The sequence below is a fragment of the Streptomyces sp. NPDC027185 genome (assembly GCF_055567035.1).
On sequence record NZ_JBVHRF010000003.1, the window covers coordinates 370897 to 396988 of the forward strand.

Annotated in this window: 23 protein-coding genes; 9 read left to right on the plus strand and 14 right to left on the minus strand. The window is 75.0% G+C overall.

Annotation, left to right across the window (positions count from 1 at the left end; translation table 11 throughout):
• Positions 1-35: 35 nt before the first annotated feature.
• From ACZ4M8_RS11780 to ACZ4M8_RS11790, 3 genes are read left to right on the plus strand one after another with little or no spacing between them, the layout of a single operon-like run.
• Complete coding sequence (locus ACZ4M8_RS11780; protein ID WP_467605876.1) at positions 36-1481, plus strand: purine-cytosine permease family protein; 1446 nt, start codon at positions 36-38, stop codon at positions 1479-1481.
• 43 nt (positions 1482-1524) lie between these two features.
• Positions 1525-3174, plus strand: a complete 1650-nt coding sequence (locus ACZ4M8_RS11785; RefSeq protein ID WP_467605878.1) for an amidohydrolase — start codon at positions 1525-1527, stop codon at positions 3172-3174.
• Complete coding sequence (locus ACZ4M8_RS11790; protein WP_467605881.1) at positions 3171-4271, plus strand: C45 family autoproteolytic acyltransferase/hydolase; 1101 nt, start codon at positions 3171-3173, stop codon at positions 4269-4271. The genes ACZ4M8_RS11785 and ACZ4M8_RS11790 overlap by 4 nt, the downstream gene beginning before the upstream one ends.
• Before the next feature lie 116 nt (positions 4272-4387).
• Here the strand turns inward: ACZ4M8_RS11790 and ACZ4M8_RS11795 are convergent, their stop codons facing one another.
• The 7 genes from ACZ4M8_RS11795 to ACZ4M8_RS11825 all read right to left on the minus strand — a co-directional run bounded on the left by ACZ4M8_RS11795 (position 4388) and on the right by ACZ4M8_RS11825 (position 11041).
• Entirely contained in the window at positions 4388-5482 is a 1095-nt protein-coding gene (locus ACZ4M8_RS11795) for a hypothetical protein (RefSeq protein ID WP_467605883.1), read from the minus strand.
• A gap of 66 nt (positions 5483-5548) precedes the next feature.
• On the minus strand, positions 5549-5821 hold the full coding sequence (locus tag ACZ4M8_RS11800; RefSeq protein ID WP_467605885.1) for a DNA-binding protein: 273 nt from the start codon (positions 5819-5821) through the stop codon (positions 5549-5551).
• Positions 5818-6531 carry a hypothetical protein gene (locus ACZ4M8_RS11805; RefSeq protein ID WP_467605887.1) on the minus strand — a complete coding sequence of 238 codons (714 nt, stop codon included), beginning with the start codon at positions 6529-6531 and terminating at the stop codon, positions 5818-5820. The genes ACZ4M8_RS11800 and ACZ4M8_RS11805 overlap by 4 nt, the downstream gene beginning before the upstream one ends.
• A gap of 35 nt (positions 6532-6566) precedes the next feature.
• Positions 6567-8639 carry a hypothetical protein gene (locus ACZ4M8_RS11810; RefSeq protein WP_467605889.1) on the minus strand — a complete coding sequence of 691 codons (2073 nt, stop codon included), beginning with the start codon at positions 8637-8639 and terminating at the stop codon, positions 6567-6569.
• Positions 8629-9006, minus strand: a complete 378-nt coding sequence (locus ACZ4M8_RS11815) for a hypothetical protein (RefSeq protein ID WP_467605891.1) — start codon at positions 9004-9006, stop codon at positions 8629-8631. Before ACZ4M8_RS11815 ends, ACZ4M8_RS11810 begins: the two co-directional genes overlap by 11 nt.
• Positions 9007-9321: 315 nt before the next feature.
• Positions 9322-9981 (minus strand): Crp/Fnr family transcriptional regulator, encoded by a 660-nt coding sequence (locus ACZ4M8_RS11820; protein ID WP_467605893.1) that lies wholly within the window; start codon positions 9979-9981, stop codon positions 9322-9324.
• Positions 9982-10057: 76 nt separating this feature from the next.
• Positions 10058-11041: a MerR family transcriptional regulator gene (locus ACZ4M8_RS11825; RefSeq protein WP_467605895.1), complete on the minus strand. Its 984-nt coding sequence runs from the start codon at positions 11039-11041 to the stop codon at positions 10058-10060.
• Positions 11042-11279: 238 nt separating this feature from the next.
• On the opposite strand from ACZ4M8_RS11825, the gene ACZ4M8_RS11830 reads away from it, so the two are divergent.
• The 3 genes from ACZ4M8_RS11830 (at position 11280) to ACZ4M8_RS11840 (ending at position 13196) form a co-directional block, all read left to right on the plus strand.
• Complete coding sequence (locus ACZ4M8_RS11830) at positions 11280-11897, plus strand: DUF4232 domain-containing protein (RefSeq protein WP_467605897.1); 618 nt, start codon at positions 11280-11282, stop codon at positions 11895-11897.
• Between the two features lie 299 nt (positions 11898-12196).
• Complete coding sequence (locus tag ACZ4M8_RS11835) at positions 12197-12415, plus strand: CbtB domain-containing protein (protein WP_399082315.1); 219 nt, start codon at positions 12197-12199, stop codon at positions 12413-12415.
• A gap of 22 nt (positions 12416-12437) precedes the next feature.
• Positions 12438-13196, plus strand: coding sequence for a CbtA family protein (locus ACZ4M8_RS11840; protein WP_467605898.1), 759 nt, complete (start codon positions 12438-12440; stop codon positions 13194-13196).
• Between the two features lie 157 nt (positions 13197-13353).
• On the opposite strand, the gene ACZ4M8_RS11845 is transcribed toward ACZ4M8_RS11840, so the two are convergent.
• A complete protein-coding gene (locus ACZ4M8_RS11845) occupies positions 13354-13929 on the minus strand; it encodes a histidine phosphatase family protein (protein WP_467605900.1) in 576 nt (191 codons plus the stop codon).
• Between the two features lie 220 nt (positions 13930-14149).
• Positions 14150-15424 carry a tRNA uracil 4-sulfurtransferase ThiI gene (thiI, locus tag ACZ4M8_RS11850; RefSeq protein WP_467605901.1) on the minus strand — a complete coding sequence of 425 codons (1275 nt, stop codon included), beginning with the start codon at positions 15422-15424 and terminating at the stop codon, positions 14150-14152.
• A gap of 956 nt (positions 15425-16380) precedes the next feature.
• Here thiI and ACZ4M8_RS11855 point away from each other — a divergent pair.
• Together ACZ4M8_RS11855 and ACZ4M8_RS11860 are read left to right on the plus strand one after the other, a co-directional pair.
• Positions 16381-17484, plus strand: coding sequence for an LLM class flavin-dependent oxidoreductase (locus tag ACZ4M8_RS11855; protein ID WP_467605903.1), 1104 nt, complete (start codon positions 16381-16383; stop codon positions 17482-17484).
• A gap of 141 nt (positions 17485-17625) precedes the next feature.
• Entirely contained in the window at positions 17626-18618 is a 993-nt protein-coding gene (locus tag ACZ4M8_RS11860; protein ID WP_467605905.1) for a GNAT family N-acetyltransferase, read from the plus strand.
• 52 nt (positions 18619-18670) lie between these two features.
• Here the strand turns inward: ACZ4M8_RS11860 and ACZ4M8_RS11865 are convergent, their stop codons facing one another.
• On the minus strand, positions 18671-19294 hold the full coding sequence (locus ACZ4M8_RS11865; RefSeq protein WP_467605908.1) for an FMN reductase: 624 nt from the start codon (positions 19292-19294) through the stop codon (positions 18671-18673).
• A 361-nt stretch (positions 19295-19655) separates the two neighbouring features.
• Complete coding sequence (locus ACZ4M8_RS11870) at positions 19656-20033, minus strand: hypothetical protein (RefSeq protein ID WP_467605909.1); 378 nt, start codon at positions 20031-20033, stop codon at positions 19656-19658.
• Between the two features lie 811 nt (positions 20034-20844).
• On the opposite strand from ACZ4M8_RS11870, the gene ACZ4M8_RS11875 reads away from it, so the two are divergent.
• Entirely contained in the window at positions 20845-21339 is a 495-nt protein-coding gene (locus tag ACZ4M8_RS11875) for a DUF3592 domain-containing protein (protein WP_467605911.1), read from the plus strand.
• Positions 21340-21434: 95 nt separating this feature from the next.
• On the opposite strand, the gene ACZ4M8_RS11880 is transcribed toward ACZ4M8_RS11875, so the two are convergent.
• The 3 genes from ACZ4M8_RS11880 to ACZ4M8_RS11890 form a co-directional block, all read right to left on the minus strand.
• Positions 21435-22055: a DUF4328 domain-containing protein gene (locus ACZ4M8_RS11880; RefSeq protein WP_467605913.1), complete on the minus strand. Its 621-nt coding sequence runs from the start codon at positions 22053-22055 to the stop codon at positions 21435-21437.
• Between the two features lie 549 nt (positions 22056-22604).
• The gene (locus tag ACZ4M8_RS11885) at positions 22605-24110 is read right to left on the minus strand and encodes a transferase (protein ID WP_467605914.1); all 1506 of its coding nucleotides are present in this window, start codon (positions 24108-24110) and stop codon (positions 22605-22607) included.
• Between the two features lie 139 nt (positions 24111-24249).
• Complete coding sequence (locus ACZ4M8_RS11890; RefSeq protein WP_467605917.1) at positions 24250-25803, minus strand: protein kinase domain-containing protein; 1554 nt, start codon at positions 25801-25803, stop codon at positions 24250-24252.
• Positions 25804-26092 lie beyond the last annotated feature (289 nt).

Sequence of the window (26092 nt, forward strand, 5' to 3'; positions counted from 1 at the left end):
GCGATGGTGCTGTTGGTGCTTCTTGGGAGGACGCGATGGCGACCAGAGACCTGACGGCCACCGCCGGGCAACCCGCGGCCACGACCGCGGACCGGGCCGGAAAGCCGGAAGCCCACGGCATCGACCACATACCCGACGGCGAACGCCACGGCCGCCCCCGGGAGCTGTTCGCGGTGTGGGCCGCCCCCAACGTCAGCTACCTCAGCCTCGTCGTGGGCGGCACGCTCGTCCTGATGGGCCTCACGCTCGGCCAGGCGCTCGCCGTCATCGCCACCGGCAACCTGCTCTGGCTCCTCACCGGCGTCCTCGCCGTCAGCGGCCCCGCCGCCGGCACCACCGGCTCGGTCATCTCCCGCGCCATGTACGGCATCGTCGGCAACAAGGTGATCATCGCCCTCACCGGCTGGCTGATCTCCGCCGCCTACCTGGCGCTCAACTGGTCCGCCGCCTCCGTCGCCGGCATCGGACTCGCCGGACAGCTCGGCCTCCCCGGCGGCCCGGTCACCGACGCCGTGATCATCTGCGCCATCGCCGCCGCCACCCTCGTCGTCGCCGTCTACGGACACGCCACCATCGTCCGGCTCTACACCGTCCTCAGCATCGCCCTGACCGTGGTGTTCGTGGTGGTCAGCGGATACGTCATCGGCCACACCGACTGGTCCTACCGGCCCGAGCACGCCCTGCACGGCGGCGCGCTGTGGGTGACCCTCGCCGGCGGCTTCGCGCTGATCGCCTCCACCCCGCTGTCGTACAGCAACAGCCCCGACCTCGCGCGCTACCTGCCGCGGGACAGCAGCCCGGTGGCGGTGGCCGGCTGGACCGCGCTCGGCGCCTACCTGCCCAGCGTGCTGTTCACCGCCGTCGGCGCGCTCGCCGCCACCAGCCTCGACATGAACGATCCGCAGCGGGCGCTGGAGGGCATCCTGCCCGCATGGTTCATCCCGGTTTTCGTCATCGCCGTCGTCGGCAACACCGTCGCCAACAACGGACTGACCGCCTACAGCGCCGGACTCACCCTCCAGTCGATCGGCGTCCGCCTCGGCCGCATCCCCGCCGTCCTCATCATCGGCGTGCTCGCCACCGCCGTGACACTCTGGGCCCTCCTCGTCTTCGACTTCCTGACCAGCGTCAACACCATGCTGGAACTGGTCGTGGTGGTCACCGGACCGGCCGTCGGCGTCTACGTCGCCGACATCCTCCTCCGCCGCAACCGCTACGATGGCCACGCCCTCCTCGACGAGAGCCGCACCAGCCCGTTCTGGTACGACGCGGGCGTCCACCGCGCGGGTGTGGCGGCGTTCCTCGCCGGCGCCGTCGCCGGGGTGCTCTGCGTCAGCACCAGCTTCTGGACCGGGCCCGTCGCCGCGCTGTGCGGCGGCGCCAACCTCTCCCTCCTCGCCGGACTGCTGGTCTCCGCCGCCGTCCACACCGCCTTCGGCCGCCCCCGGCACCCCGCCGCGCACGCCGACCCGGCCGCCTGACCCGGCCCGCGACCCCGTACCACCCACGAAGAAGAAGGCCCCCATGTACGCCGATGTCCTTGTCCGCGTGGCGCACGTCGAGACGTTCGCCGACACACCGGGCCCCGGCGCCGCCGGTGAGGCGGCCCCGCCCCGGGCCGTCGCCGTCCGCGACGGGCGCATCGTCGCCGTCGGCGGCGACGAGGTGGCCGCCGCGTACACCGGCCCCGCCACCGAGATCCACGACTTCCCCGGCGCCACCCTGCTGCCCGGCCTCACCGACGCCCACGCCCACCCGGTGTGGGGCTCCGTCGAGATCGGCAGCGGTATCGACCTCTCCGGCGCCGGCAGCCTGGCCGAGGTCCTCGACACCGTCGCCGCCGCCCTGCGCGACCGACCCGCCGACGCCTGGGTCACCGGCTACGACCTGGACCTCAACCACTTCCCCGGCGCCCCGCACGGCGCCGTGTTCGAAGAACGCTTCCCCGGCCGCGCCATCTCCCTGATGACCCGCGACGCCCACGCCCTCGTCGTCAGCCCGCGCGTGGTGGAACTGGCCGGACTCACCGGCCGCGAGACGTTCAGCGACAAGTCCTCCGTCGAGACCGGCCCCGACGGCCGCCCCACCGGCTACGTCCTCGAACTCCAGGCCATGGACCTGGTCTTCGCGCACTACCCCGAGGTCACCGTCGACGCCGCCGCCGGATACGTACGCCACCAACTCGCCCTGCTCGCCGCGAGCGGACTGACCGGGCTGCACGCCATGGACTTCACCGACCCCAGCGAAGCCGTCTACCGCCGGATCGAGGAGGACGGCGAACTGCCGCTGCGCATCCGCTGCTCCCCGCTGATCGCCGCCGACTCCGGACCCGACGTATGGGAGGACGCCGCCGCCCTCCAGGGGCGACGCGGCCGCCGCTGGCACGTCGAAGGCGTCAAGTTCATGCTCGACGGCACCGCCGACAACGGCACCGCGTGGTTCGACCACCCCGACACCCACGGCGAGAACGCCACCTCCCTCTGGCGCGACGTCGACGCCTACCGCCGCGCCGTGCGCTTCTTCGCCCGCCGCGACATCGCCACCGCCACCCACGCCATCGGCGACCGGGCCGTCCGCGTCGCCCTCGACGCCATCGAGGCGGCGGGCCCCGCCGCCCAGGGCCCGCACCGCATCGAGCACCTGGAGTCCGTCCCCGACGACCTCCTCGGCCGCTTCGCGGACCTCGGCGTCGTCGCCAGCCTCCAGCCGGTCCACGGCACCCGCCACACCCGCGCGGACGGCGACGACACCTGGTCACGGCGGATCGGCCCGGACCGCGCCGCCCGCGGCTGGCGCACCCGCGACCTGCTCACCCACGGCGCCGTCGTCGCCCTCGGCTCCGACTGGCCCATCGGCCCCGGCGACCCCCGCGTCGCCCTCGCCGACTGCCAGCTGCGCCGCCCCGTCGAATCCCCCGGCACCGCCCCCGTCCAGCCCGGCCAGGCGCTCACCGCCCGGGAGGCGTACGCGGGCATGACACGGGCCACCGCCGTCGCCGCCGGACGCCCCGGCGACCTCGGCCGGATCGCCCCCGGCCACCTCGCCGACCTCACCGTCTTCGCCGCCAACCCGCTCACCCTCGACCCCGCGGCCCAGGCCGCCAACCCGGTGCTCGCCACCGCCGTCGGCGGCCACCTGATCCACCACCCCACCCCCGCCGAAGGACGCCCGTGACCACGCCGATCGCCCGCCCCGAGAACCGCCTCCACGTCAACGCCGCCGCCCCCGACCCGTTCGAGCGCGGTCGCCTGCGCGGCGTCCGGCTGCGCGACACGCTCCCCGGCGGCGTAGCCGGGTACGACCGCTTCTTCCGGCTCGGCGGCATCTCCCCGCGGCAGGTCCGTGACGACGCCGCCCGCGCCCTCGACGTCGTCGACGCGTTCCGGCCCGCCGCCCGCGCCCAGATCGAGGGGATCGCCCACGGCGCGGGCACCGACCCGCTGACCGTCGCCGCCCTCAACGCCCGCACCGAGATCCTCGCCCGCAGCAACGCCGTACCGCCCGGCGAATGCTCCACCCTGGTCCGCCGCCTCACCGACCCGGCCACCGGCGCCCCGCGCACCTTCGGCATCCAGACCTGGGACTGGCACGTCGAGCTGAACCCGTACTGGCACACCCTGGAATCCCGCGGCGGACGTCACGACGTGGTGGGCCTGACCGAACACGGCATCCTCGGCAAGATCGGCGTCAACAGCGCCGGTCTCGCCCTGCACTTCAACATCCTCGGCCACCGCCGCGACGGCATCGGCGGCGTCCCCGTGCACGTCCTGGCCGCCGTCGTCCTGGAGGAGGCCGGCAGCGTCGCCGAAGCCGTAGAGATCATCCGCGGCGCCCCGCTCACCTCCTCGGGCTCCTTCACCCTCCTCGACCCGACCGACACCGCCCTCCTCGACCTCAGCCCCGACGGCGTCTTCCCCGTCGCACCGCAGGACGGCACCCACGTCCGCACCAACCACTTCCTCACCCCCGCCCTCGCCGCCCAGGAGAAGAGCTGGCTCTACCAGCCCGACTCCGGCGAGCGCTACGCCCTGCTCCGCACCCGCCTGGCCGAAACCGGACCCCCCACAACCCCCGCCGAGCTCCTCCCCTTCCTCGTCTCCGGCCCCGGCGAGGCCGCCCTCACCTGCCTCCCCGACATGACCCTCCCCGAAGGCCGACGCTGGGCGAGCCTCGCCACCGTCCTCCTCGAACCGGCCACCCGCACCGCCCGCGTCCTGGACGGCACACCGGCGGATGCGGGGGAGAGGGAGTGGCGGGAGCTGTACGCCTAGCCGCGGCCAGCCGCCCGACCGTGCCCGGCCGGACACCGCACTCCCGCTGAGCCGGGGCAGGGCCCGGATCCGGAACCGGTGCGGCCCGGGGCGTTCCCCGCCCCGGGCCGCACGGCTCAGCGTTCCTTCAGGGCCCTGGCCGTGACCTCCCATTCCTCGAACACGCCCACCCTGCCGAACAGCGTACGGAGCGACGCCCCGATCTTCCGGCTGGGACCACGCAGCCGGCGGCTGACACTTCCGAGCATCTCCAGCATCGGAAGGACCTCCCGCAGCCCGTCCGCCGCCCCCCGGATCTCCTGGCCCAGCGCGATCACCTGATCGAGCTGCTCGTCCACGCCCGGCGGCCACTCGTCGCGCGGCGTCTCACCGAACCACCGCAGGAACGCCCCCATCGCGCCGATCGCCACGTCCATCCGCGCGGCCATCGCCACCGCGGCCACCTGCAACTCGTCGGAAGGGCCCTCGATGGCCTTGGCGAACCGGTTGATGACCGTCAACTGGGCGCTCATCGGCTTGCCGGGCCGCGCGGCGAGGGCGAAATCCCCGCCGTACAGCTCGGAGATCGCGGCGAAATCGGCCATGGCCGCCTCCATGGCCGCCATGTCTCCGGTGACCGCCTCCATCTCCGCCTCGGCGGCGACGGCCAGATCGAAGTATCCCGGGGCGTCCGCCACCTCCTGGGGCCCGTCCTCCCCACGGTCCGCAGCGTCACCCCCGTCCGTCCCCGGACGCGGTGGCCATCCGGGCCCCGGGGCGGCACCGCCGGCCGGGCCGCCCACCGGAGCCGGCACCACCGCGGTCAGGGCCGCCGCCAGCTCCCGCCGCGCCGCGGGCGCCCCCGCGGACAGGGCCGGGAACTCAGCGGCCGGGAACAGCCCCGACGCGGACGGCGCCGTGCCCGCCTCCCGCAGTTGGACGGCGGGCCGCTCGACGGCGCGGCGGACACCGAGCGCGTACGCCACCTCGGGGCTGCTCCCGGTGAGGTCGGCGACGACGACGTCCGCCTCGACGAGATGCCGGAGCACGGCGTCGGTGGTCGCGCCGGACAGGGGGACGGCCGGCAGCAGGGCCAGCCCGAACTGCGCACAGACCGGGCGGACGACCTCCTCCCGGAACACCGCCGAGCGGGACGGCGCGGCCACCGCGCCCGACGGGCCGGGCGTGCCCGCCGGGTCCTGCGGGCCGATCACGAAGCAGGTGGGAACCATGTCTCTCCTTCAGGGAAAAGGGATCGCGCGGCGGGCGGCGCAACCGCCCGCCGCGTTCGGGACGGGTCAGTCGAAGAGCGTCAGGGCCACGCCGTCGGCGACCTCGTCCTCGAAGACGGGCCGCTCCTCGATGCCCAGGGCGCGCAGTAGCACGACGGTGACGACGCGGTGCCGGTGCCCCACGAGGACCGTCTCGCAAGGGAAGTTCTGGCGGGCGATGAGCCGGTAGCCGGTCTGCGGATGGATACCGAACGCCCGGCACGCGGTCTTCAGATCGACGCTGACCGGAAGGTCGAAGATCTCCCGGAACGTCAGAGGAGTGAGACGGCCCCCGCTCATCCGCGCCTCCTGCCGCCGCGCAGCGACAACGCCCCGACCGGGCGACCGCGGCGCAGCAGCCGGGCTTCGGTGGCCGTACCGGCCAGCCCCCATTCCTGGGCCAGCGCCCCGATCCGGATGCCCTCGGCGCGCTCCGCGGGCACGGTGATCCGTACGGACGCGGCCAACTCCCCGTCGCCGGAGGGCCAGGGCGCCTCGAACTCCGCCTGCCAGGCGCCGTCCGGGGCGTACCGCGCGGCGACGTCCACGTCCTCGACGGGCCGCTCCGGCAGCGTCCGCCGCGCCAGTTTCCACACCTGGCCGCAGACGGCCCGCAGCAGGACGTCGCCGGGGTCGGCGGTCGCCGGGCCGACCTCGGCCAGCGCCGCCAGAAAGCCGGTGACCAGCTCGGACGCGAGATCCTGCCGGTCGGTCCCGAAGCGCCGGGAGACCTTGAAGACGGTCCCGCGCAGACCGGGCAGGGCCAGCCAGACCGCGACCAGCCGCCAGCCGCTGCCGTCGGCATCCGCCCTGGCCCGCTCCGCGACCTGCCGCCACAGCGCGGCCCGTACCGCCGCGTCCGCCGACGGGTCGTACAGCACCGCCCGCGCCTCGGGCGGGGTGAGCGGACCGTCGTCGCCGTCGAGCGGCTGCCACGGTCCGCACCGTTCGTCCGCGAACCACCGCTCGATGGACCCGAACAGTCCGGACCACGGGGTGTACACCGTCATTGTTGTCTCCTCCATGCCGTCCCTCTTCCGGTGCGTCACGTGCTCCACGCGGTCTCCCGCGTCGGGTACCTGCGGCGCCATTCGGCCAGCGACCGCCGTGCCAGATCGGGGACGGGCATCGCGGTCCCGCCCCGTTCGAGCGACAGCAGCAGGCGCAACACCCCGGGCCGGCGGCCGTCGACGAGCCGGGCGAACAACTCCTCGGCCTGCGCCAGCCGTTCGGGCCGCTCCTGCGCCCAGTGGCACCACCCGAGAGCTGCGTCCCGCATCGCCGGATACGCCACGCCCTCGTCGAGTGCGTGACCGACGAGGCCGACCAGCCGGGCGGCCGTCCGCCGGCCCGCCGCGATCTCGGCGCCGAACCACGCGGGAGCACCGGAGAGCAGTGCGGGCATGCCGAGCGCGGCCAGCAGCGCCGGTACGTCCTCGGCCCCGGCCCACTCCGCCAGATGGCGCACCAGGCGGGCGCGGTCCCGCGTGCCGGCCGCCGTGAAGCGCCGCAGCACCGTCTCCCGGACCGCCAGAGCCACGGCCACCTCCGGGTCGCCGTCCCCGCGCCCCGACACCGCCCGGTGCAGCAGCGGCAGCGCCGTACCGACCGGGATGCCGCCGCCCCGCTCCGGGCGGCAGGCGTACGCCAGCGCGGTACGCGGCGCGGCCCCGCAGGCCCCGGCGCACTCCGCCAGCAACTGCCGTACGGCGTCGGCGACCGCCGGTGCCCCCGCCGCGACGCCCAGCGCCCAGCCTGCGACCTCGGTGCCCGGCCCGCTCTCCGCCAGCGCGAGCCGGCGGAGCAGCGGCAGTGTGCGGCCGCCGGTCCGGACCGCCAGGTCCGCCACCGTGCGTCCGGCGCGTTCGGCCGCCGCCTCGGTGAGGACGGCCCCGCCCAGCCAGCGGTGGAGCAGCGGCAGCAGAGCGGGGTACTCCCGGCACACCACGTCCCGGACGGCCTCACCGACGGCGGGCCACAGGAACGTGACGGGCCCCGCGTCCCCGCCCCGTGCCCCGATACGCGGCAGCAACTCGCCCAGCGGCGGCCGCCGTACCGCCGGCGCCGCGGGCCACCGCCACCGTTCCGGGCGCCGGTGGGCACCGGAACCGGCCGGCGGCGCGGCCCCGCACTCCTCCGCGAGCCCCGCCGCCAGCAGATCCGCGGCCTGCTCGGCGACGGCTGCCCCGTCCAGCCCGCCGTAGACGCACACCGCCAGCAGCACGGCCAGCATCTCCGGGGTGTCCGCCGCGCGTGCCAGCAGTTCCGGCGCCTCGGCCGCGGCCAGCCGGCCGAGCAACGCGGCACGCCCGGTCCCCGGAGCGGCCCGTGCCACGGCCTTGGCCACCTGCGCGGCGTACCCCGGCGGTAGCCCCTCGGGCAGCGCCTCGGCACGGAACCGCCTGCCGAGCGTCCGCAGCCGCCGGGCGCGCTCGTGCCCGTCCGGGCACAGCCCGCGCAGGTGCGCCGCGAACACGTCCGCCGGGCGCGGCGGTTCATGGCGCCTGACCTGGACCCCGAGATCCTGCGCCAGGAAACGCGCGAGGCCGGGCCGGTCCGACAGGACGAGGACCATCCGGGCCTGCGCGTCCGTCAACGCGCCCTCCAGACCGGCCAGTTCCCACGGCCGCAGCGCGTACGGGTCGCCGGGCTCCCGGACGAGATAGCCGTCCACCCCCTGCGGCCGGGGCCGCCACCGGGCGAAATCCACCGCCCCGTCGACCTGGACGATCGCGGGGTCCGCCCGGTCGCCGGCGAGCAGCCGCAGTGCCGCTGTGTGGCGTCCGGTGTCCGGTGCCCCGACGAGGGCGAGGAGCGCGGGGCCGTCCGGCGGCTCGGGGAGCGGCGTGAACCCGGGCGGCGCCGCGAACCGTTCCCGCACCACCGTCAGCTCCCGGGGGCGGACAGGCCCCTGCCGCATCGGCTCCGCGGGCCCGTGCCCGGTGACCGACTCGTGCCGCTGGTCGCCGTAGACCGGGCCGGTGTTGACATTGCCGCCGGGGGCCGAGAGGACGACCAAGTGGCTGCGGAGCATCGCCCGGTCGATGCCGAAGGCGTCGTCCTCGTCCGTGCGGTGCGGGGCGTCGCGCCCGCCGGACGGAGCGGTGTCAGCGCTCACCGCGCGACCCCCGGTCCCGGTCGCCGCCTCGCCGGGACGGCTGCTCCGCGCCGGAGCGGCCGCCGGTGACACGCTGTCCGCCGCGCACCGTCCCGGTGTTGAGGTTGCCCCGCTCGGCGCTGAGCAGCGTGAGGTGCGGGGTTTCGGGGGGAGCGACCGCCGAGGAGCTCGCCGCCCCCGACCGCGCGGACACCTCGTCGGCCACCCACCGGAGGGCGCCGAGGAATTCCGAAAGCGTCCCGGATTCCGCCCCGGAGCCGACAGCGCCCGCACCTCGCAACACCTCAAGGATTCCCGCCCCGAGGAGCGCCTGCGCCGCGCCGTCCTCCCACGTCTGACGCTCTTGCCGTTCTTCACTCTCTCGCATATGTCCTCCCGGACGGGTTCCGCCGGTCCCGTGGTGACCGGCATTTCCTGGCAGTCCGAGATTCCCGTACGGCGGATGCGTCGTCCGCTCCCGCAGTGCACGGAAGGCGTGGTCACCCCCACATTCCGAACGTGCGGCCCGTTCATCGAAAGGGTTGCGGGAAAACGATTCAGGGAGGAGAGAAGGCCCGGGTATTTCCGGAACGGAGAATTCCAGAGGAGGGGATTCCGGGGCGCGTTCCGCCGCCCAAAAACACGAAAAGGCGCCCCGCCCGGTGTCACAATTCACCGGCCGGAGCGCCTTTCGCGCGGAAAATCAGGGAGCCGACGCACACCCCGCCGCCACCCCGCGCAAACCACCCCCGTCGACCACATGGATCCGGGTCCGCTCGGCCCGTACCCGCTGCGGGCCGAAGCGGGTCAGCGCCTTGGTGACGGAGTTGCGGCTCACCCCGAGATGCTGGGCCAGGTCCTCGCGGGTGAGGGAGAGCGTGTCCGTCCCGCAGATCTCGACCAGGCGGAGCAGCGTCGCGGCGAGCCGCTGCTCGATGGCGCCCTCGGACGCCTGGGTCTGCTCGCGCAGCCGGTTCACCGCGTACGCGGCCAACTGCGTCGCCAGGTCGTACCGCTTGACGAAACGGTGGAAGGTGTCCGCGGGGACAACGGCGACTTCGCAGGCGCTAAGGGCCCGCACATCTGCCAGCCGGAGGCCGCCGGCCTGGACCGCCATCTCGCCCAGGACCTCGCCCGGACCGCGGAAGGCGAGCAGCCGCTCCCGTCCGTCGGCGTCGGTCCGCACCACCTTCACCATGCCGCCGAGCAGGGCGCAGACGTGTGTTCCGGTGTCACCCTGCCGCAGCAGGACCGCTCCGGCCGGATGGCGGCGGCGTGGATGGCCCGTCAGCGCCGCCCAGGCCGCCGGCGGGACGAGATCGCGCAGGACATGCGCCGGGGCGGCGCCGAACTGTTCGCTCATGCGATCACGCTAGAGCAACGCACGGCGCCGCTGGGGCGGAATCCGTGCTTCCCCCCACCGGCCGGGAAGCCACGTCCTACACGGCCCCCGGCCCGTCGCCGACCGCATCCGGACCGCCGGCCGGCAGGCCCGGGTCCGCGCCGCGCAGCGCCCGCAGGAACCAGGAGTGGACCGGCACCAACTGCGGCAGCACCGCCCACCCGTTGACGGTCCACACCAGCCGCCAGTACCGCTCGACGTCCGGATCGCACACCACCGCCAACTGCTCGGCCACCCCGGCGCGGAACTCCGCGTCCGGCGCGCGACCGCACGCCGCCGCCAACTGCCCTACGAGCGTGCCGGCGAGCGCCGCCCCCTTGGCACCGTACGGGTCCAGCTCAGCGTCCCGCGCCCCGGCGAGGGCGTCGTGGACCCGCCGCGTCACCTCCTCCCCGGCCAGCGCCTCGACGGGCAGCGGCTCTCCGGACGCCTGATGGCCGGCCGAACGCCGTATCCGCTCCCGGAAGTCCGCGTCGTCCAGCAGTCCGGCGATCTCGGTCCAGGCGGCGACCTGTTCGGCGGACGGGTCCTCGGGCAGGTCGGGCAGTGCGGTGCGCACCATCGCCGCGGCGACAGGGTCCTGGTCCGTACCGAACGTGGCATCCAGGAAGTCTTCGGCGATCCGGCGGCGTTCCGCCGCGGACAGCTGGGTGAGCCGGTGCATCAGTGAGGTCTCCTCGGGTCCGGTGCCGCGGGCGGCCGCGGCGCGCAGCACGCTCCGCCGCAGCCGCAGGGCACGGATCTGTACGTCGACGGCGTCGGCCTGCGCCCCCGCGACCTGCGCCATCGGCAGTTCCCGGCGGAGCACCCGGCGGATCGTCGCGAGGGAGATCCCCAGCTCCCGCAGGGAGCGGATGAGGTCCAGGCGCCGCAGGGCGTCGGGGGCATAGCGCCGGTGGCCGGCGTGGGTGCGGTCGGCGGGCGGGACCAGCCCCTCGTCGGAGTAGAACCGGATGGTGCGCACGGGTACGCCGGTGCGCCGGGAGAGTTCGCCGATCGAGTAGCGGGCCGTTCCGTCCATGGCGTCCATCGTGGAGTCTCCAGTGGGTGGAGAGGCAACCCGGACGGGCTGCCGGGGCGGTGCGGTGGTGCGCGTCCGGACATAGCCCGGTTTCTCGGCCACCGGCGCCGCCGCGTTTGTCAACGGAGTGTGGAGACAAGGGGGTCGGAGGCGGTGCGAACGCGGCGCCGTGGGAGTCTCGACGGGCACGTAAGGCTCACCGTCCACGGTCGAGCGGCACCACCCGCAAGGAGATTTGATGCGCGCCCACACCCTTCCTCTCGCCGGTCTGGCCCTCGTCGCCGGGCTCACGCTCACGGCCTGCGACGGCGGTGACGCCTCCACGGCGAGCGACGGCTCCTCCTCGCCCGCCGCCCAGGCTTCCCAGGGCTCGTCCCAGGGATCCTCCCAGGGCTCCGACGACGCCGCGGTCCCCGCCGAGAAGGGCAAGGAGCCGCGTCAGGACGCCGGCGCCGGCTCCGGTGACGCGTGCAAGACCGCGCAGCTGGACTTCAGCCTCTCCCACGGCATGAGCGAGAACACCTTCCTGGTCAACCTCAAGAACACCGGGTCCGCGCCGTGTTCGCTCCAGGGCTTCCCGGGCGTCGACCTCAAGGGCAAGGACGGCACCATCAGCGCCTCCCGCTCCCAGGAGGCCGGACCGAAGGTCGAGGTCAAGCCGGGCGAGGAGACCCGGTTCACGCTGCACGCCCCGGCGAACACCTCCGGCGGCAGCGGCGTGACCTTCACCTCGCTGGTCATCACCCCGCCCAACGAGACCCACTCGAAGTCGCTGCCCGCCGACATCAACCTCGCCGTCACCGACAAGTCCGACGGGTCGGGCGTCACGGTCGACCCGGTCGGCGTGGGCAAGTAGCGGCCGCGGCACGCCACCGATCCGGCCACCCCTCGCCGCTGACCTGGGACTCCAGGACACCGGCGCCCGACGGGGTGGCCGGTTCGCCGTGCGGCCCGGTCTTGGCCGGTCCTCCGCCACGCGGTACCTTCGGTCCGATATCGACGACGGCACGACGGAAGCCGGTGCAACTCCGGCACGGTCGCGCCACTGTGTGCACGCCGCCCCTCCTCACGGACGGGCGGCGTGTGAGTCAGACCCGTGGCCGTCGTCCTGTGCACCACCGAGACGGGACGCGAACTCCCAAAGGAGGCCATGCCATGGCGCACCATGTCGCCCAGCCGACCGCCACCCCTGCCATCCCCGCCAAGCTGCCGCTCAAGGCGGTCGCTCCCTGGGCGGTCTTCTTCGGCATCCTGATGCTGGTTCTGCTCTACTTCGTCGGCGCCGAGCAGGGCGCCACCTCCGTCTTCAACGGCGCGGGGGTCCATGAATGGGTGCACGACGCCCGCCACCTGCTCGGCTTCCCCTGCCACTGACGCAAGGGACGCCGCGACCTCCATGAACTCCACCACTGTCCGCGATCTGCTCGTGCGGGGCATGCTCGCCGGCCTCGGCGCCGGTGTGCTCGCCCTGATCGTGGCCTACTTCCTCGGCGAGCCGAACGTCAGCAGCGCCATCGGCTTCGAGGAGGCGGCCCACGCCGGGCACTCCCACAGCGACGAGGCCGAACTCGTCTCCCGTACCATGCAGTCCACCGCCGGTCTCGCCACCGGCATCCTCGTGTACGGCGTCGCCTTCGGCGGGATCGCCGCCCTCGGCTACTGCTTCGCCCTGGGCCGCGTGGGCCGCTTCGGTCCCCGTGCCACGGCGCTGCTGCTCTCCGGCTGCGCCCTGCTCGCGGTCTACGTCGTACCGTTCCTGAAGTACCCGGCGAACCCGCCCGCCGTCGGCGATCCCGACACCATCGGCAAGCGGACCGCCCTGTACTTCCTGATGATGCTCCTCAGCGTCCTCCTCGCCGTCGCCGCCACCCTCCTGGGCAGACAGCTCGCGCCCCGGATCGGCACCTGGTACGCGACGGTCGTGGCGGTGCTCGGCTTCGCCGTGGTCATCGGCCTGGCGTACGGGTTCCTGCCGGTGATCGACGAGGTGCCGGAGCACTTCCCGGCGGCGCTGCTGTGGCGCTTCCGGCTCTCCGCCCTCGGCATGCAGCTCACCCTGTGGGCCGGTTTCGGGCTGCTCTTCGGCGAGTTGGCCGAACGCCTGCTCCGTCCGGCACCGCCCGCACCCGCCGAGGCGGTACCGGCCGGTCCGTGAGACACCCGGGTACGCGACGGGCCCCCGGCAGCCGGCCGGGGGCCCGTCGCGTTACCGGGGCCGGGCCTCTCCCGCGCCCTCGGGGGCGTACGGGGCCGACCGTGGCAGGGCGGGGCGCCACGTTCGGCCGGGCCCGCCCCCCTGTCGGGACGCGCCCTCACTCCGCGGCGAGCGGCCCGCCGAGCCGGAGGTTCCAGCGTCCCGCCCGTCCGGTCAGTTCCGTGCGGGTCAGCGGGGGCACGTCGTACCGCCAGAACGCGGACGGGGGAGCGGCCGTCGCGTGAACGGCGGCCGCCCGCACCACCTCCGGCTCGACCACCGCCACGATCCGCCCGCCCGTCGGGCGCAGCGCGTCCAGCCAGCGCGCCACCCGCGCGCACACGTCCGCCACCGACTCACCGCCGGGCACCGCCGCCCCGGGGTCGGCCAGCCACCGCCCCACCGCCTCCGGCTCGGCCGCGCCGACCTCCTCCAGCGTCCGGCCGCGCCAGCGCCCGGCGTCCAGGGCGGCCAGCTCCGGCGGCGCGTCGTCCACGGTCAGTCCGAGCGCCTCGGCGGTCTCCCGGCAGCGCACGCTCGGCGAGACGGCCACCGCGTCCGCGGCCGGCAGCGAACCGGCCGCCGCTCGGGCCCGCGCCGCCCCCGAGGCGTCCAGCGGATCGCCGCCGTCGAACGCCGCACGCCGCAGCGAGGCGGTCATGGCCGGGGAGACGAGCAGGACACGGCTGGTCACGAGGGCTCCTTCACGGGGCGGGCGGGGTGCGCCACGGGGTACGGCGCGTGGCTGCGGCGACCCGGTCGACGGCGAGGCGTTCGCCCGCCGGGGCCGCGCCGCCCGCGAACCTAACATCCGCCCCGGACGCGTCTTCCGGGCATCCGCGGCTCCTGCCACGACGAGGAGCGGGCCACTCTGTGACGGAGCGTCAGGTAGGCAGGCCCCCGCATCAGGCCCGTCAGCTGTGCGCCGGGCACTTTCCGCCGCGCGCCGGCTCCGTCCCGTCCTCGCCGGGGCGCAGCACCTGGGCCGACGCCAGCAGCGCCTCGATCACCTCGTCCATCTCCAGCCGCCGCTCCACCGACCGCAGTCCCGGCAGCCCGGCCCGTGTGCTGACCTGCGGCGGGGCCAGCAGCGAGCAGCAGTCCTCATCCGGCAGGACCGACACCTCGGCCGTGCCGATCGTCCGCGCCTCGTCGATGATCTCCTGCTTCTCCCAGCCGATCAGCGGCCGCAGCACCGGCAGCTGCGCCGCCTCGTCCACCGCGACCATGTTCGCCAGCGTCTGGCTCGCCACCTGCCCCAGACTGTCGCCCGTCACCAGCGCCTGGGCCCCCGTCCGCGCCGCGAGCCGCGAGGCGGTACGCACCATCAGCCGCCGCTGCGCGACGACCTGGAGCCTGCCCGCCCCCGCCACCGCCAGCTGTTTCTGCGCCGAACCGAGCGCGACGACGTGCAGCGCCCCCGGCGGCTGGCTGCGGTTCAACTCCCGGGCCAGCGCGTAGGCCTTGTAAACGGACGCCGCGTTCGTGTACGGCGCCCCGCTGAAGTGGACGAAATCGCAGGCCAGCCCACGCCGCATGGCCCGGTGCGCGGCCACCGGCGAGTCGTACCCGCCGGACAGCAGCACCAGCGCCCGTCCGCTCGACCCCACCGGCAGCCCGCTCAGCCCCCGGTGCCGCTCCCACGACAGATACGTCTCCCGGTGGTCGATCTCCACCGAGAGCGTGACGTCCGGCGCCGACAGATCCACGGGCAGCTCCGGCACCGCCTCCTGGATCCGCGCCCCCAGATGCACCTCCATCTTCGACGAGGTCAACGGGAAGTCCTTGTTCCGCCGCCGCACCCGGACCGCGAAGCTGCGCACCCGCCGCGCCACGCACAGCGCACGCAGCGCCCCGACGGCCGCCGCGGTGACGTCCTCCCTCGTGGACGGCACCCGCACCGCGGGCTCGACGTAGTGGAACCCGACGACCCGCCGGACCCGCTCCACCAGCGCCTCCACCGGCACGTCACCGCCCACCACGGTGATGTTCTGCGCCCCCTTGATCCAGGTGGAGCCGCCGACACCGCGCAGCGCGATCCGCAGATTGCCGTGCAGCCGGTCGATGAACCGCTGCCGGTTACGCCCCTTGAGGAAGACCTCACCGTGCTTGAGCAGCACACAGGAGCCACCGGCCGCGGCCGCGGCGGAGGCGTCCCGGGGAGCCGGGACACAGGGGTTGCCGGTCATGTATGAACCTTTCGGAATGTCCCGGTCGGCGCCGGCGGTGTCCTCCGCCGCACCCACGAGAGGAACGAACTGAGCCGGAACGGACCCGGCACCGGCCGCACGCCGGGCCCACGGACCCGGCCACACCACGACGCCCGGCCCCCCCGGAACGCTGCCGAAGCCCCGGAACACCGAGACCCCCGGGCCCGCTCACCGCCCCTCCCGGCCCCGCGGCACTCCGGCACGCGCAGACGGAAAGGGGGAAAGCCCGGCGAACCACCGGCGCCGACAAGACTACGTCCGGGGGCGGGGTGCGCGGACGCGCCGGCCGGCGGCGGGCCGGACACCCCGGGGCCCACCGCCGGCCGATGCGGTGCCCCCGCCAGGAGCCCCCCGCCGAACGGGTGGCTCCGCCGGGCCAGCCGACCGGAGACGGAACGGCTTCCCCAGGCTGTGGCGGCGTGAGGGGCGGCGGTTCGGTGCCCGCCCCCCCGGCGACCCTCTCGCCGTGGGGCGGGGGAGCACCACCACTGGCCCTCGGCGGGCTTCGCCCGCCGGTTCGTCCGCTGCGTCTGCGCGGCCCGGCTCGGCGTCGGTGACGTCTTCGACTGGTGTGACCACCCGTTCACCGCGCCCCGCGAGCGCACCTTCGTCGCGCTCTGCCTCATCGAGTCCGGCCGGGACGCACCCGAGGTCCGCGCCGCCGCCCGGGTACCGGCCGCGGCCGTCGGTACGGAACGCCTGATCCGCTCCGACGGGGGGCGCCGGGCCCGCACACCGTTCGGCCTCGCCCGCGCCCCCGCTCCGGAATGCCGCCGTACGGGTGGCGTGGCACGCTGGCTGTGGCGTGGGCCCGGCGGCGCGGGGCCGGGGCGGGGGCCGTTCCGGTTCGGATACGGGCAGTGCGCCGCGGCGCCTGGGAGGTGGTCCGGCCAGCCCGGCCACTCCCGAGCACTCAACCGAACGAGGCGGTCACCATGGAGTTCGGCATCTTCACCGTCGGCGATGTGACGGCCGATCCGACCACCGGCCGGACGCCGAGCGAGCATGAACGCATCAAGGCCACGGTCGCCATCGCTCAGAAGGCCGAGGAGGCCGGGCTGGACGTGTTCGCCACCGGCGAGCACCACAACCCGCCGTTCGTCCCGTCGTCGCCCACCACGCTCCTGGGGTATCTGGCCGCCCGCACCGACCGGCTCACGCTGTCCACCTCCACGACGCTGATCACCACCAACGACCCGGTGAAGATCGCCGAGGACTTCGCCTACCTCCAGCACCTCGCCGACGGCCGCGTCGATCTGATGCTGGGCCGCGGCAACACCGGCCCCGTCTACCCGTGGTTCGGCCAGGACATCCGCCAGGGCATCCCGCTCGCCATCGAGAACTACGCACTGCTGCACCGGCTGTGGCGGGAGGACACCGTCGACTGGGAGGGCAAGTTCCGCAGTCCGCTCCAGGGGTTCACCGCCACGCCCCGCCCGCTGGACGGCGTCCCCCCGTTCGTCTGGCACGGCTCGATCCGCTCGCCGGAGATCGCCGAACAGGCCGCGTACTACGGCGACGGCTTCTTCCACAACAACATCTTCTGGCCCATGTCCCACACCCGGCGCATGATCCGCCTCTACCGGACGCGCTTCACCCACCACGGCCACGGCGCCCCCGACCAGGCCATCGTCGGCCTCGGCGGCCAGGCGTTCATCCGCCCCAACTCCCAGGACGCGGTACGTGAGTTCCGCCCGTACTTCGACAACGCCCCCGTCTACGGGCACGGGCCGTCCCTGGAGGAGTTCGCCGAGCAGACGCCGCTGACCGTCGGCTCACCCCAGCAGGTCATCGAGCGGACCCTCGGCTTCCGCGACGCCGTCGGCGACTACCAGCGCCAGCTGTTCTTGATGGACCACGCCGGACTGCCGCTGAAGACCGTCCTGGAACAGCTCGACCTGCTCGGCGGCGAGGTCGTCCCCGTCCTCCGCAAGGAGTTCGCCGCCCTCCGCCCGCCCGGCGTCCCCTCCTCCGCACCCCCGCACCCGGCCGTCGCCGCCCGGGAAACGGGCCCCGGCGCGGGCACGGACGCCACCTAGGGACTGCCGGGGCGGGCGGCGGATACGCCCGTCCGCCCCGGCACGCCACGCCGCCGCGGAAATCCGGTACCGCCGCCCGGCCGCCCGCCCTACGCTTCCGTGACCGACGAGAGCGCACCACCGACACCCCGGGGACCCGGCATGGACGTGACGAGCGGCGGCACCACCCCGCCGGACCGCTTCCCCGGCTACACCTTCCGCCCGTACCGAGGGCCCGGCGACCACGACGCGATGGCCGCCGTCCGCCTGGGCTGCGCGCGGCGGGACCGCACCGACGCCCGCTCGGTCATGGAAGGGCTCCCGACGGCCGCCGAGATCGCCGAGAGCACCGCCCGGCTCGACGATCCCCGCCACGACCAGCTCGTGGTCGAGCACGGCGGTGACGTCATCGGCTACGCGACGGTCCGGTGGTGGCGGGAGCGGGACGGGACTTGGCTGTACCTGCACCGCGGCCACCTGCTGCCCGCGCACCGCGGCCTGGGCCTCGGCACGGCCCTGCTGACCTGGGCGGAACGCCGTATCCACCGGCTCGCGCAGCGGCACGGAACGGTCGAGGCGGCGATGATCGGCGCCAACGCCACGGCCCGCGAACAGGACGCGACGGCGCTGCTGCTCAGCAGCGGCTACCGGCGCGTCTTCAGCCTGGTCGAGCTGGAACTCCCCGATCTGCGGCAGCTGCCCGGCGTACCGCCGCTGCCACCCGGCGTCCGCATCGGCCCCATCGGGCCGGACGATCACCACGCGGCCTGGCGTACGGTCGTCGACTCGTACGCGGACACCACCTTCACACCGGACTGGACGTTCGAGAGCTTCCGCGCCACCGCCGACCCGGCGTGCTGGCGCGCCGCCCGGGAGGGGAGGGAACTGGCCGGCGTCGCCCTCGGCTCCCTCCGCCGCCACGACCCGGCCGTGGGCGAGATCGAGGAGCTGAGCGTGCGGGCCCGCTCCAGGCGCCTGGGCCTCGGCCGGGCCCTGCTGCTGGCCGCCCTGCGCGCCCTGCACGAGCACGGCGCACGCTCCGCCCGCCTGTACACCGGTACCGCCAACCCGTACCGCTCCTACGACCTCTACGAGAGCGTCGGCTTCCGGCGCCGGAACGAGTACGTCCGGTACCGCCGGCCGCTCATGGACTGATCCGGCACGGTGACGGCACGGCTCCCGCCGGGCGCGGGACCCGGCCCGCGGGTCAGGAGGCCGCGCCGCCGCCCAGCAACTGCTCCATCGGTACGACGTCCTCGAACTCGTCCCGCCGTACCCGCGCCCCGCAGCCCTGCACCAGCCGGGCGTAGTCCGCCGCCGCGGCCTTGACCCGGCCTTGCAGCGCCGTGCCCTGCTGAGTGGTGTCCGCGCCGAAGTCGCTGGTAGCGGCGTAGACGCCCCGCGGGGAGACGACCGCGTGGAGATACGAGAACATCGGCCGCATCGCATGCTCCAGCACCAGCGAGTGCCGCTCCGTCCCGCCGGTGGCGGCCATCAGCACCGGCATGTCGGACAGCGTGTCCTCGGGCAGTACGTCGAAGAAGGACTTGAACAGCCCGCTGAACGAGGCGTTGAACGCGGGCGTCACCGCGATCACCCCGTCGGCCCGCGCCACCGTCTCGAACGCCTCCTCCAGCGGGCCGGTGGGGAAACCGGACAGCATCGCGTCCGTGATCGCCCGGCCCAGCGGCCGCAGCTCCACGAACGACGAGTCGACGTCCTGCCCCCGTGCCACCAGCTCCGCGCGGACCGCCGCCTCCAGCCGGTCGGCGAGCAGCCGGGTCGAGGACGGCTCCCGCAACCCGCCGCTGATGATCGCCAAGTTGGTCATCGCGCCACGACCCTCCGTCTCGGACGGCGCCGCACCGTATCCGCTACCCGCCACGCGACCGCGCACGGGCGCCCGTCCGCACGGCGCCGCCCGGTGCCTTTTCCTCAGGCTACGGTCCGCCGCCGCACCCGGCAGGTCCACGGCCACCGGTCCGTACGGGACGGCCGGCGGCCGTGGGGCCCGTCGGTTCAGCGGCCGTCCGGGGCCGGGCGCAGGACCAGCGTGAGGAAGCCGAAGGAGTCCCGGTAGCCGCGCAGCCACGCGGAGCGGCGGGTGGCCGCGGTGGCGAGCGCCTGCGCGCAACGCCCGGTCCGGGACCCGAAGGTCCGGACCGGGCGTGTGCTGTCGCCGTTCGGCGGTACTACGGCTTGACGAGGAGGATCGAGTTGATCGGGGTCAGGTCCTTGTCGATGTAGTAGCCGGCGCCGAGGTAGCCCTGGCAGTCGCCGGTGCCGTTGTAGCCCGTGCAGGTGCGGGCGGTGGCGCCGCCGGTCTGGTTGTTGAAGACGTAGTGCTGGCCGACCTGGTTGCTGAGGTTGTGGGCGCCGTAGCTGTAGTACACGAGCGACGGGCGGTCGTTGTTCCAGCCGGCGTTCTGCGGGTAGACGCAGACGGCGCCGGACGGGCAGCCGCGTACGGTGCCCGCGGCCTGGGCGGCGTTGGCGGTGGTGGTCAGGCCCGCCGTGGCGAGGGCGCCCGCCGCGAAGGTCAGGGCGACGGCCTTGGTGATCTTTCGCATGTTTCCCCCTTGAGGTCAGGTGAACGCGCCGCGCCACGGCCCCCACCGACCCGCGGTGCGGCGGGCGCCTCGGCGACGCACCGGAAATGTCGCATGAACGGCCGTGGGTACACCATCTCTTTCGACTTGGAGCGAAACCGGCTGTATGTCGTGATGGGGTGTGGTAAATGCCGCGTTCCTTACGGCGGTTGGAGGAACGCGGTCCGGCCGTGGCGCACGGGCCCGAGGCGGTACGGGGAAAGCGGGGCGCCGGACCGCTCCCCACCTCTGCCGCAGAGGCGGAGCGGCATGGAAATCCGCCCGCTGCGGGCCTTCGGAGGGTGTTCCGGCGTAGGCGGTGTCCTCGCCGTCCGCCGGATCCGCCCGGGGCCGGTCCGCCGACCTGCGTTCCCGGGGCGCACGGGCGCGCTCCGGTCGCCCGTCTCCCGGAGCGGGGTCTCTCCCCCTTCGCGGTAGAGGGCCGTCCGGTGTCCGCACGGGGCCCGGCGCCCGGCTCCGTCCGACGCGGTGCTTCGCGTCCACCGACGGGCGGCCGTCCGCCCGGGACCCGCCGCACCGGCCCCGCCCCGTCCGCCCGTTCCGTACCGCGTACGAAGACGGAGCCTTACCGGGCACGAAGACGGACCTTCCGCCGCATAGGGAGGGTCAGGGCGGGGACAACACCTCACAGGAGCACCGGCAGGGTGCGGGGCGGGCGGGGGCGGGCGTGGTGGACGGGCGGAAGCCGAGAGGTGTGCCGGGGCGGTGGCGCCGGCGGCGCGGCGCTGCGGGAACTGCCGGGAAGGCCCTGGTCGGGGTGGTGGTGGCGGCCTTGGCGTCGGTGCTCGCCGTCCTCGGATACGGGTTCGTGCGGCAAGGGATCGACGGTCTGGGGGAGGCGTCCGCGCTTGCCGCGCGGGGGCGTACGGCCGACGGGGTCGTGTTGGCGCGGAGCGAGCGGGCCGGGCCGCAGGGCAGCCGTACCGAGCGGATCGAGGTGAGGTTCACCGCGGGCGACGGGCGGGAGTACCGCTTCGAGCAAGGGGGCGACGCGGCGGTCGGTGACACGGTCCCCGTCCACTACGAGGCGGGGCGCCCCGGGACGGCGAGCCTCAACTCCCCCGCGACCGGCCGGTTTCTCTCCGGCATGCTGCTCTGTATCGGGCTCGCGCTCATGGTCCTGACGCCGGCGCTGCTGGTTTTGCCTGCCCGGACCGTTCTGCGTGGCGCCCTCCGCGCGGTACGGCGCCGCCGGTCGCCCGTCGGCCGGGACCGGCGGCGGGCGGCGCGCCCGGGGCGCGGAGGGCAGGCGGCCGCCCGGCGGTGAGGACCAACGGGCCGGGGCGGGCGGCGGCCGGCCGGAACCGGCCCGTCACCGCCTCGAATCCCAAGGCCCCGGCGGCCGCGGGCTCCGGCGTAGGCTCATGCCGTCCGCTGCTGTGACCTGCGGTTCTGCCAGATGGTGATGCGGGTGAGGAGGAGGATGACGAGGACGCCGGCGGCCACGTCGAGGGCGAGACAGACGGTGGAGAGCACCGCGGTGCTGCGCAGACCCGACTCGGTGATCTTCTTGGCCAGGTAGTACTGGGTCAGCGACCGGTCGAGTGCCTGCCCGACGACGTACGCCGCCCACCAGGCGGTCACCGGGCCGCGCGGGGCCGGGCGCCGTTCCGCGCTGGCCCGCCAGATGTCCGTCACGACGTGGTACGGGATCCACAGGTTGGCCACCGGCGTGAACCAGCCACCGATCGTCCACCCGCGGGCGCGGCGGTGCGCGGTACGGCCGCTCCACAGCTCGGTGTTGCACCGCGCCCGCCACAACCAGACGAGGAACACCACACCCGCGGCGGCGGACGCCACGACCGCAGGCAGCGACACCCACACCGAGAAGGTGTCGGCGGCCTCAAGGTCCGCGAGCGTCGCCGCGCCCGCCCGGAAGGCGCGGAAGACGGAGTAGTTCCGCCAGTCGGAGACCGCGTTCAGGGCGTCGCCCACGAGCACCGCGAGGATGAGCGACGCGGCGGCGAACGCGAGTCCCTTCACCGCCCTGAACCGTGGCGGGGGCACCGGGACGAAGAAGCCGCCAGGGGCCGCCGGACCTCCCGGAACCGCCGTCATTCCCTGGGGAGTCGGGGCCTCCGGGCCGCCGGGACCTGCTGCCTCCGCCGTACCTGCCGGGCCTCCCGGAACCGCCGGACACCACGCGCCGGCCGACCCTGCCCGGTCGACGGGGCCCGCCGTACCTGCCGGGCCTCCCCGGCTACCCGAAGGCGCCGGATGTACCCCGGCACCAGGAACGGCCGGGCCGGTCGGGGCCGCCGGGCCGCTCGGCCCCGCCGGACCATTCGGCCCTCCCGCGCCCGCGGTCCCGGGCGGCGGACCCGCCGCCCCGCCTCGCCCCGTATCCGCCGTCGTGTCCCGGCGCGCCTCGTCGTACGCGCCGCCACCTGCACCGTCCACGCGTTCCCCCGAAGACTCGTGTGGCCACCGGACGTTGTCCGGGGACGGAGAGCGTAGTGGGCGCGGGGGCGCCGCGTCCCGGGTCCGGCGGCGCCGGTGCGGTCCGGTGTACGGGGGCACCGCCGGGGCGGGTCAGCCGAGGAGGAACCGCAGTGTGCGGTACCCGAGCCAGGTGAACAGGCCCAGGGCTGTGACCAGGGTGAAGCCGCGCCACAGGGTGGCCTGGGCGACGAGGGTCGCCCGCCACGCCATCCGCCGGACGCGGATTCCCCTCTCCCCGAGCGCCTCCTGCAGGGTGCGGGCCAGATGATGTGTGGGGGTGCGGGGCAGCATCAATGCCAGGTAGAGGCGGCCGAGGCGGGCCATCCACCGGGTGAGCGGGCCGCGCCGCCGGGGGGCCGGCTCCGGGGTCACCGGGTGCAATCGCGGCGCCCATGTGTCGTCGAAGACGAGGACCGCGGAGGTCCAGGGGTCGGCCGGAACCACCGCGTCGAGACCGGACGGGGCGGACAGCAGGGCGTCCAGCCGCGCGGCCGTGCCCGGTTGGTTGCCGGAGGCCAGCAGGACGAGTTTCCGCGGGGGTTGCTTGCGGCGGGCCTGCTCGACCTCCCACCACAGTCCGTCGCCCGTTCCCAGACGCAACACGATGAGCTGGGAGAGCTCCATCAGCTCCAGGATCGCGGGCTGCCAGTCGTCGAGCGGCAGGTAGAACCGGGCCGCGCCCAGTCGCGGCAGCGGCTCCCCGGGCCGGCCGACCGTGATCACCGGGCCGACCGCGCCCAACGCCCCCGCGAGCTGTTCCTCACGCGAGTGCAGCTTGACGTAGGGACCGTCGTCGACCTCGGCCGCGGCGTCGTCGTCGGTGAAGCTGCGCAGGTACAGCACGGGGCGGCGGCCGTCGGCGCGCAGTGCTTGGGCGGCGCCGCGTACCACCCGCGGCCGGGTGTGACGCAGGAGCGGGACGGCGGCCCCCAGCGCGGCCAACCCGCAAAGCAGCAGCGTCAATTGCGCGGTCAGTGACAGCTTGTAGCCCTGCTGCTGTGCCGTCTGGGCGCCCAGGAGGCCCACCGCGAACAGGACGTACCCGAAGCCGTCGGCCACCAGGTACACCGGCCGCCGCCACCACGGCTGGCGCGGCGCCAGCCGGCCGACCACGGCGACGACGTCCGCCACACCCGCCCGCCGCCGCCGTCGCAGCCACAGCGCCGGAACGAGCAGCGCCACGGAGGGCACCGCCCAGCACAGTGCCGAGGTGCGGGACGCGGCGGCGTCCCGCACGAGGCGCGCCTGCTCGTGCCGGACCTCCGCCACCAGCCCTGCGGTCCGCTCCCGTGCCGCGGAACTCCGGCCCGCACCGGCGGCGTCCGCGGCGGCGAGGACCGCCGTCCGGGCCGGCCCGGACGGGGCGTGCTCCCGGAACCACGCGGCGCCGGTACGGACCCCGGCGGGCGGCGCGGCCCGGTCGGAGGACCGCTCCAGCGCGGCGGTGAACGCGGCGGCCCGCGCCGGGACGTCCCGGAAACGGTCCCGGGCGCGCAGGTCCTCGGCCGCGTCGAGCGCGAGGTGCAGGGTGACGTAGCAGACGATCAGTGTCGCCACGCCGAGCAGCCGGGCCCAGGCCCGTAACCGCGAAGACATTCCGGTACGCCCCCTCCGCCCGGTCCCGGATGCCGGGGTGCGGGCCGTGTCCCGCGCCGCCACCCCTCGGTCCGGGCGGCGCGCCGCCGTCACTCTTCCGCACCGTGGCGCGGAACGGAACCGCAGGAGCCGGGGCGGGTCAGGGCAGGGTGAACTTCTGGTCGGCGGAGCCGGTGCAGTCGCGCAGCAGCAGCCGGACGCCGTTGCGGGGCGTGCCGTCGGGCGCCAGGCAGCGGCCCGAACGCGCGTGGAAGAGGGAGCCGTCGGACCGCGGCGCCCACTTCTGCCCGTCGGCGCCGGTGCAGTCCTGCAACTCGACCGCCGTGTCGGGCGCCGCCTTGCCGCCCACCGGGCCCAGGCACCGCCGCAGCGTCTCCAGCGCTCCGTCGGGGCGCTGGGTCCAGAGCTGGCCGGCGGCCGAGGAGCGGCACCGTCCCAGTTCGGCGGCCGCGTGGTTGCCCCCGTCCGCCGTGCCGTGCACGTCGAGGCAGGTGTCGCCGGGGCCGGTGACCTGTCCCGGTTCGGCCGGGGCGGTCGCGGACGTGGTCACGGCGGGCGGCGGCTCGGACGGGCCGTCGTCCCCGGGGTGCGTCATCAGGAACGCGCCGACGGTCATGACGACGGTGAGCGACGAGACGCCGGCGAGGGTGACCGGCAGCCGCCCCGCACGCTTGCGGGCCGGGCCGTCGGAGGGGGGAGGCGGGAAGGCGCCGGCGGGGGAGTGCGGCGTGTGCGGTGGGAAGACGCTGCCGGCGGTGAGCGTCGCCCCGCCTGTGCCCGGGGAGGGGACGACGGCCGTGACGGCGGTCGTGTCGCCCGTGCGGGGCCGTCCGCCGTCCGCCGCACCGGTGGCGTCCGGTGTCCGGGGGCCCCGCCCGCCGCCGCGGAGCAGGGTGATGGCGGTGTCGATGCCGGGGCGCTGCTCCGGGTCCTTCGCCGTCAGCGCGGTGATCAGCTCCCGCAGTCCGCCGCGGGCCCGCTTCATCTCCGGGAGCGGGGCGAGCAGGACCGCGGAGAGCGTCGCGGTCCGTGAGTCGCGGCGGAACGCCGGATAGCCCTCGACCGCGTGGAACAGGGTCAGCCCGAGGGAGAACAGGTCCGAGGCCAGCCCGCCCGGACGGCCGTCGGCGCGCTCCGGCGAGGTGTACTCGAACGACCCGACGAAGGCGCCGGGCGCGGTGATCGTCTCGTCCCCGATGATCCGGGCGATCCCGAAATCCGCCAGCAGTACGCGTCCGTCGTCGGCCAGCAGGACGTTGCCGGGCTTGACGTCGCGGTGGACGAGGGCGGCGGCGTCCGCCGCGCGCAGGGCGGACAGCAGGGCGGCGGCGATGTGCGGGACGTGGTCGGGGTCGAGCGGCCCGTGCGTCAACTCCTGCCGCAGGGACCGGCCCCGCACCAGCTGCATGACCGTCCAGGGGACGCCGTCCTCGATCACCACGTCGTAGACGGTGACGACGTTGGGGTGATCGGCGAGGACGGCGGCGTTGCGGCCCTCGCGCTGCGCGCGGGTCAGTCCCTCGTCCCGCTCCTCGGGGGAGGTGGCGCGCAGCCGGACCTCTTTGACGGCCACCGGGCGGCCCAGCAGTTCGTCCTGGCCCTCCCAGACCCGCCCCATGCCGCCGGATCCGAGCTCGGCCGCCAGGCGGTACCGCCCCCCGATCAGCCGCCCCGGCGCGCCCTCCTGCGTCACAGCCCCACCCATTCGTCGCCGACCCCGTAAGTACCTGTCGTCGCCGACATCGTAGGAGTGTTGTCACATGAACTGTGCGGTGACGATACCGACTGGCTCCGGCCGCGGGGGGGCGGCGGCGCCGGGTTCCCGCACCTCCGGGTCTGTGACGCGGTGTCACGTCCGGCAACGGCCGTCTCCCGGCGGCCCGGTGAGCGCTCCGCGCCGGCCGTGCGTGACCGGGCCGGCCGTCCCGCCGGCGGCGTCCGTGGCGGAGGGGTGGTACCGCGTCCCGTGCGTACGGCGCAGG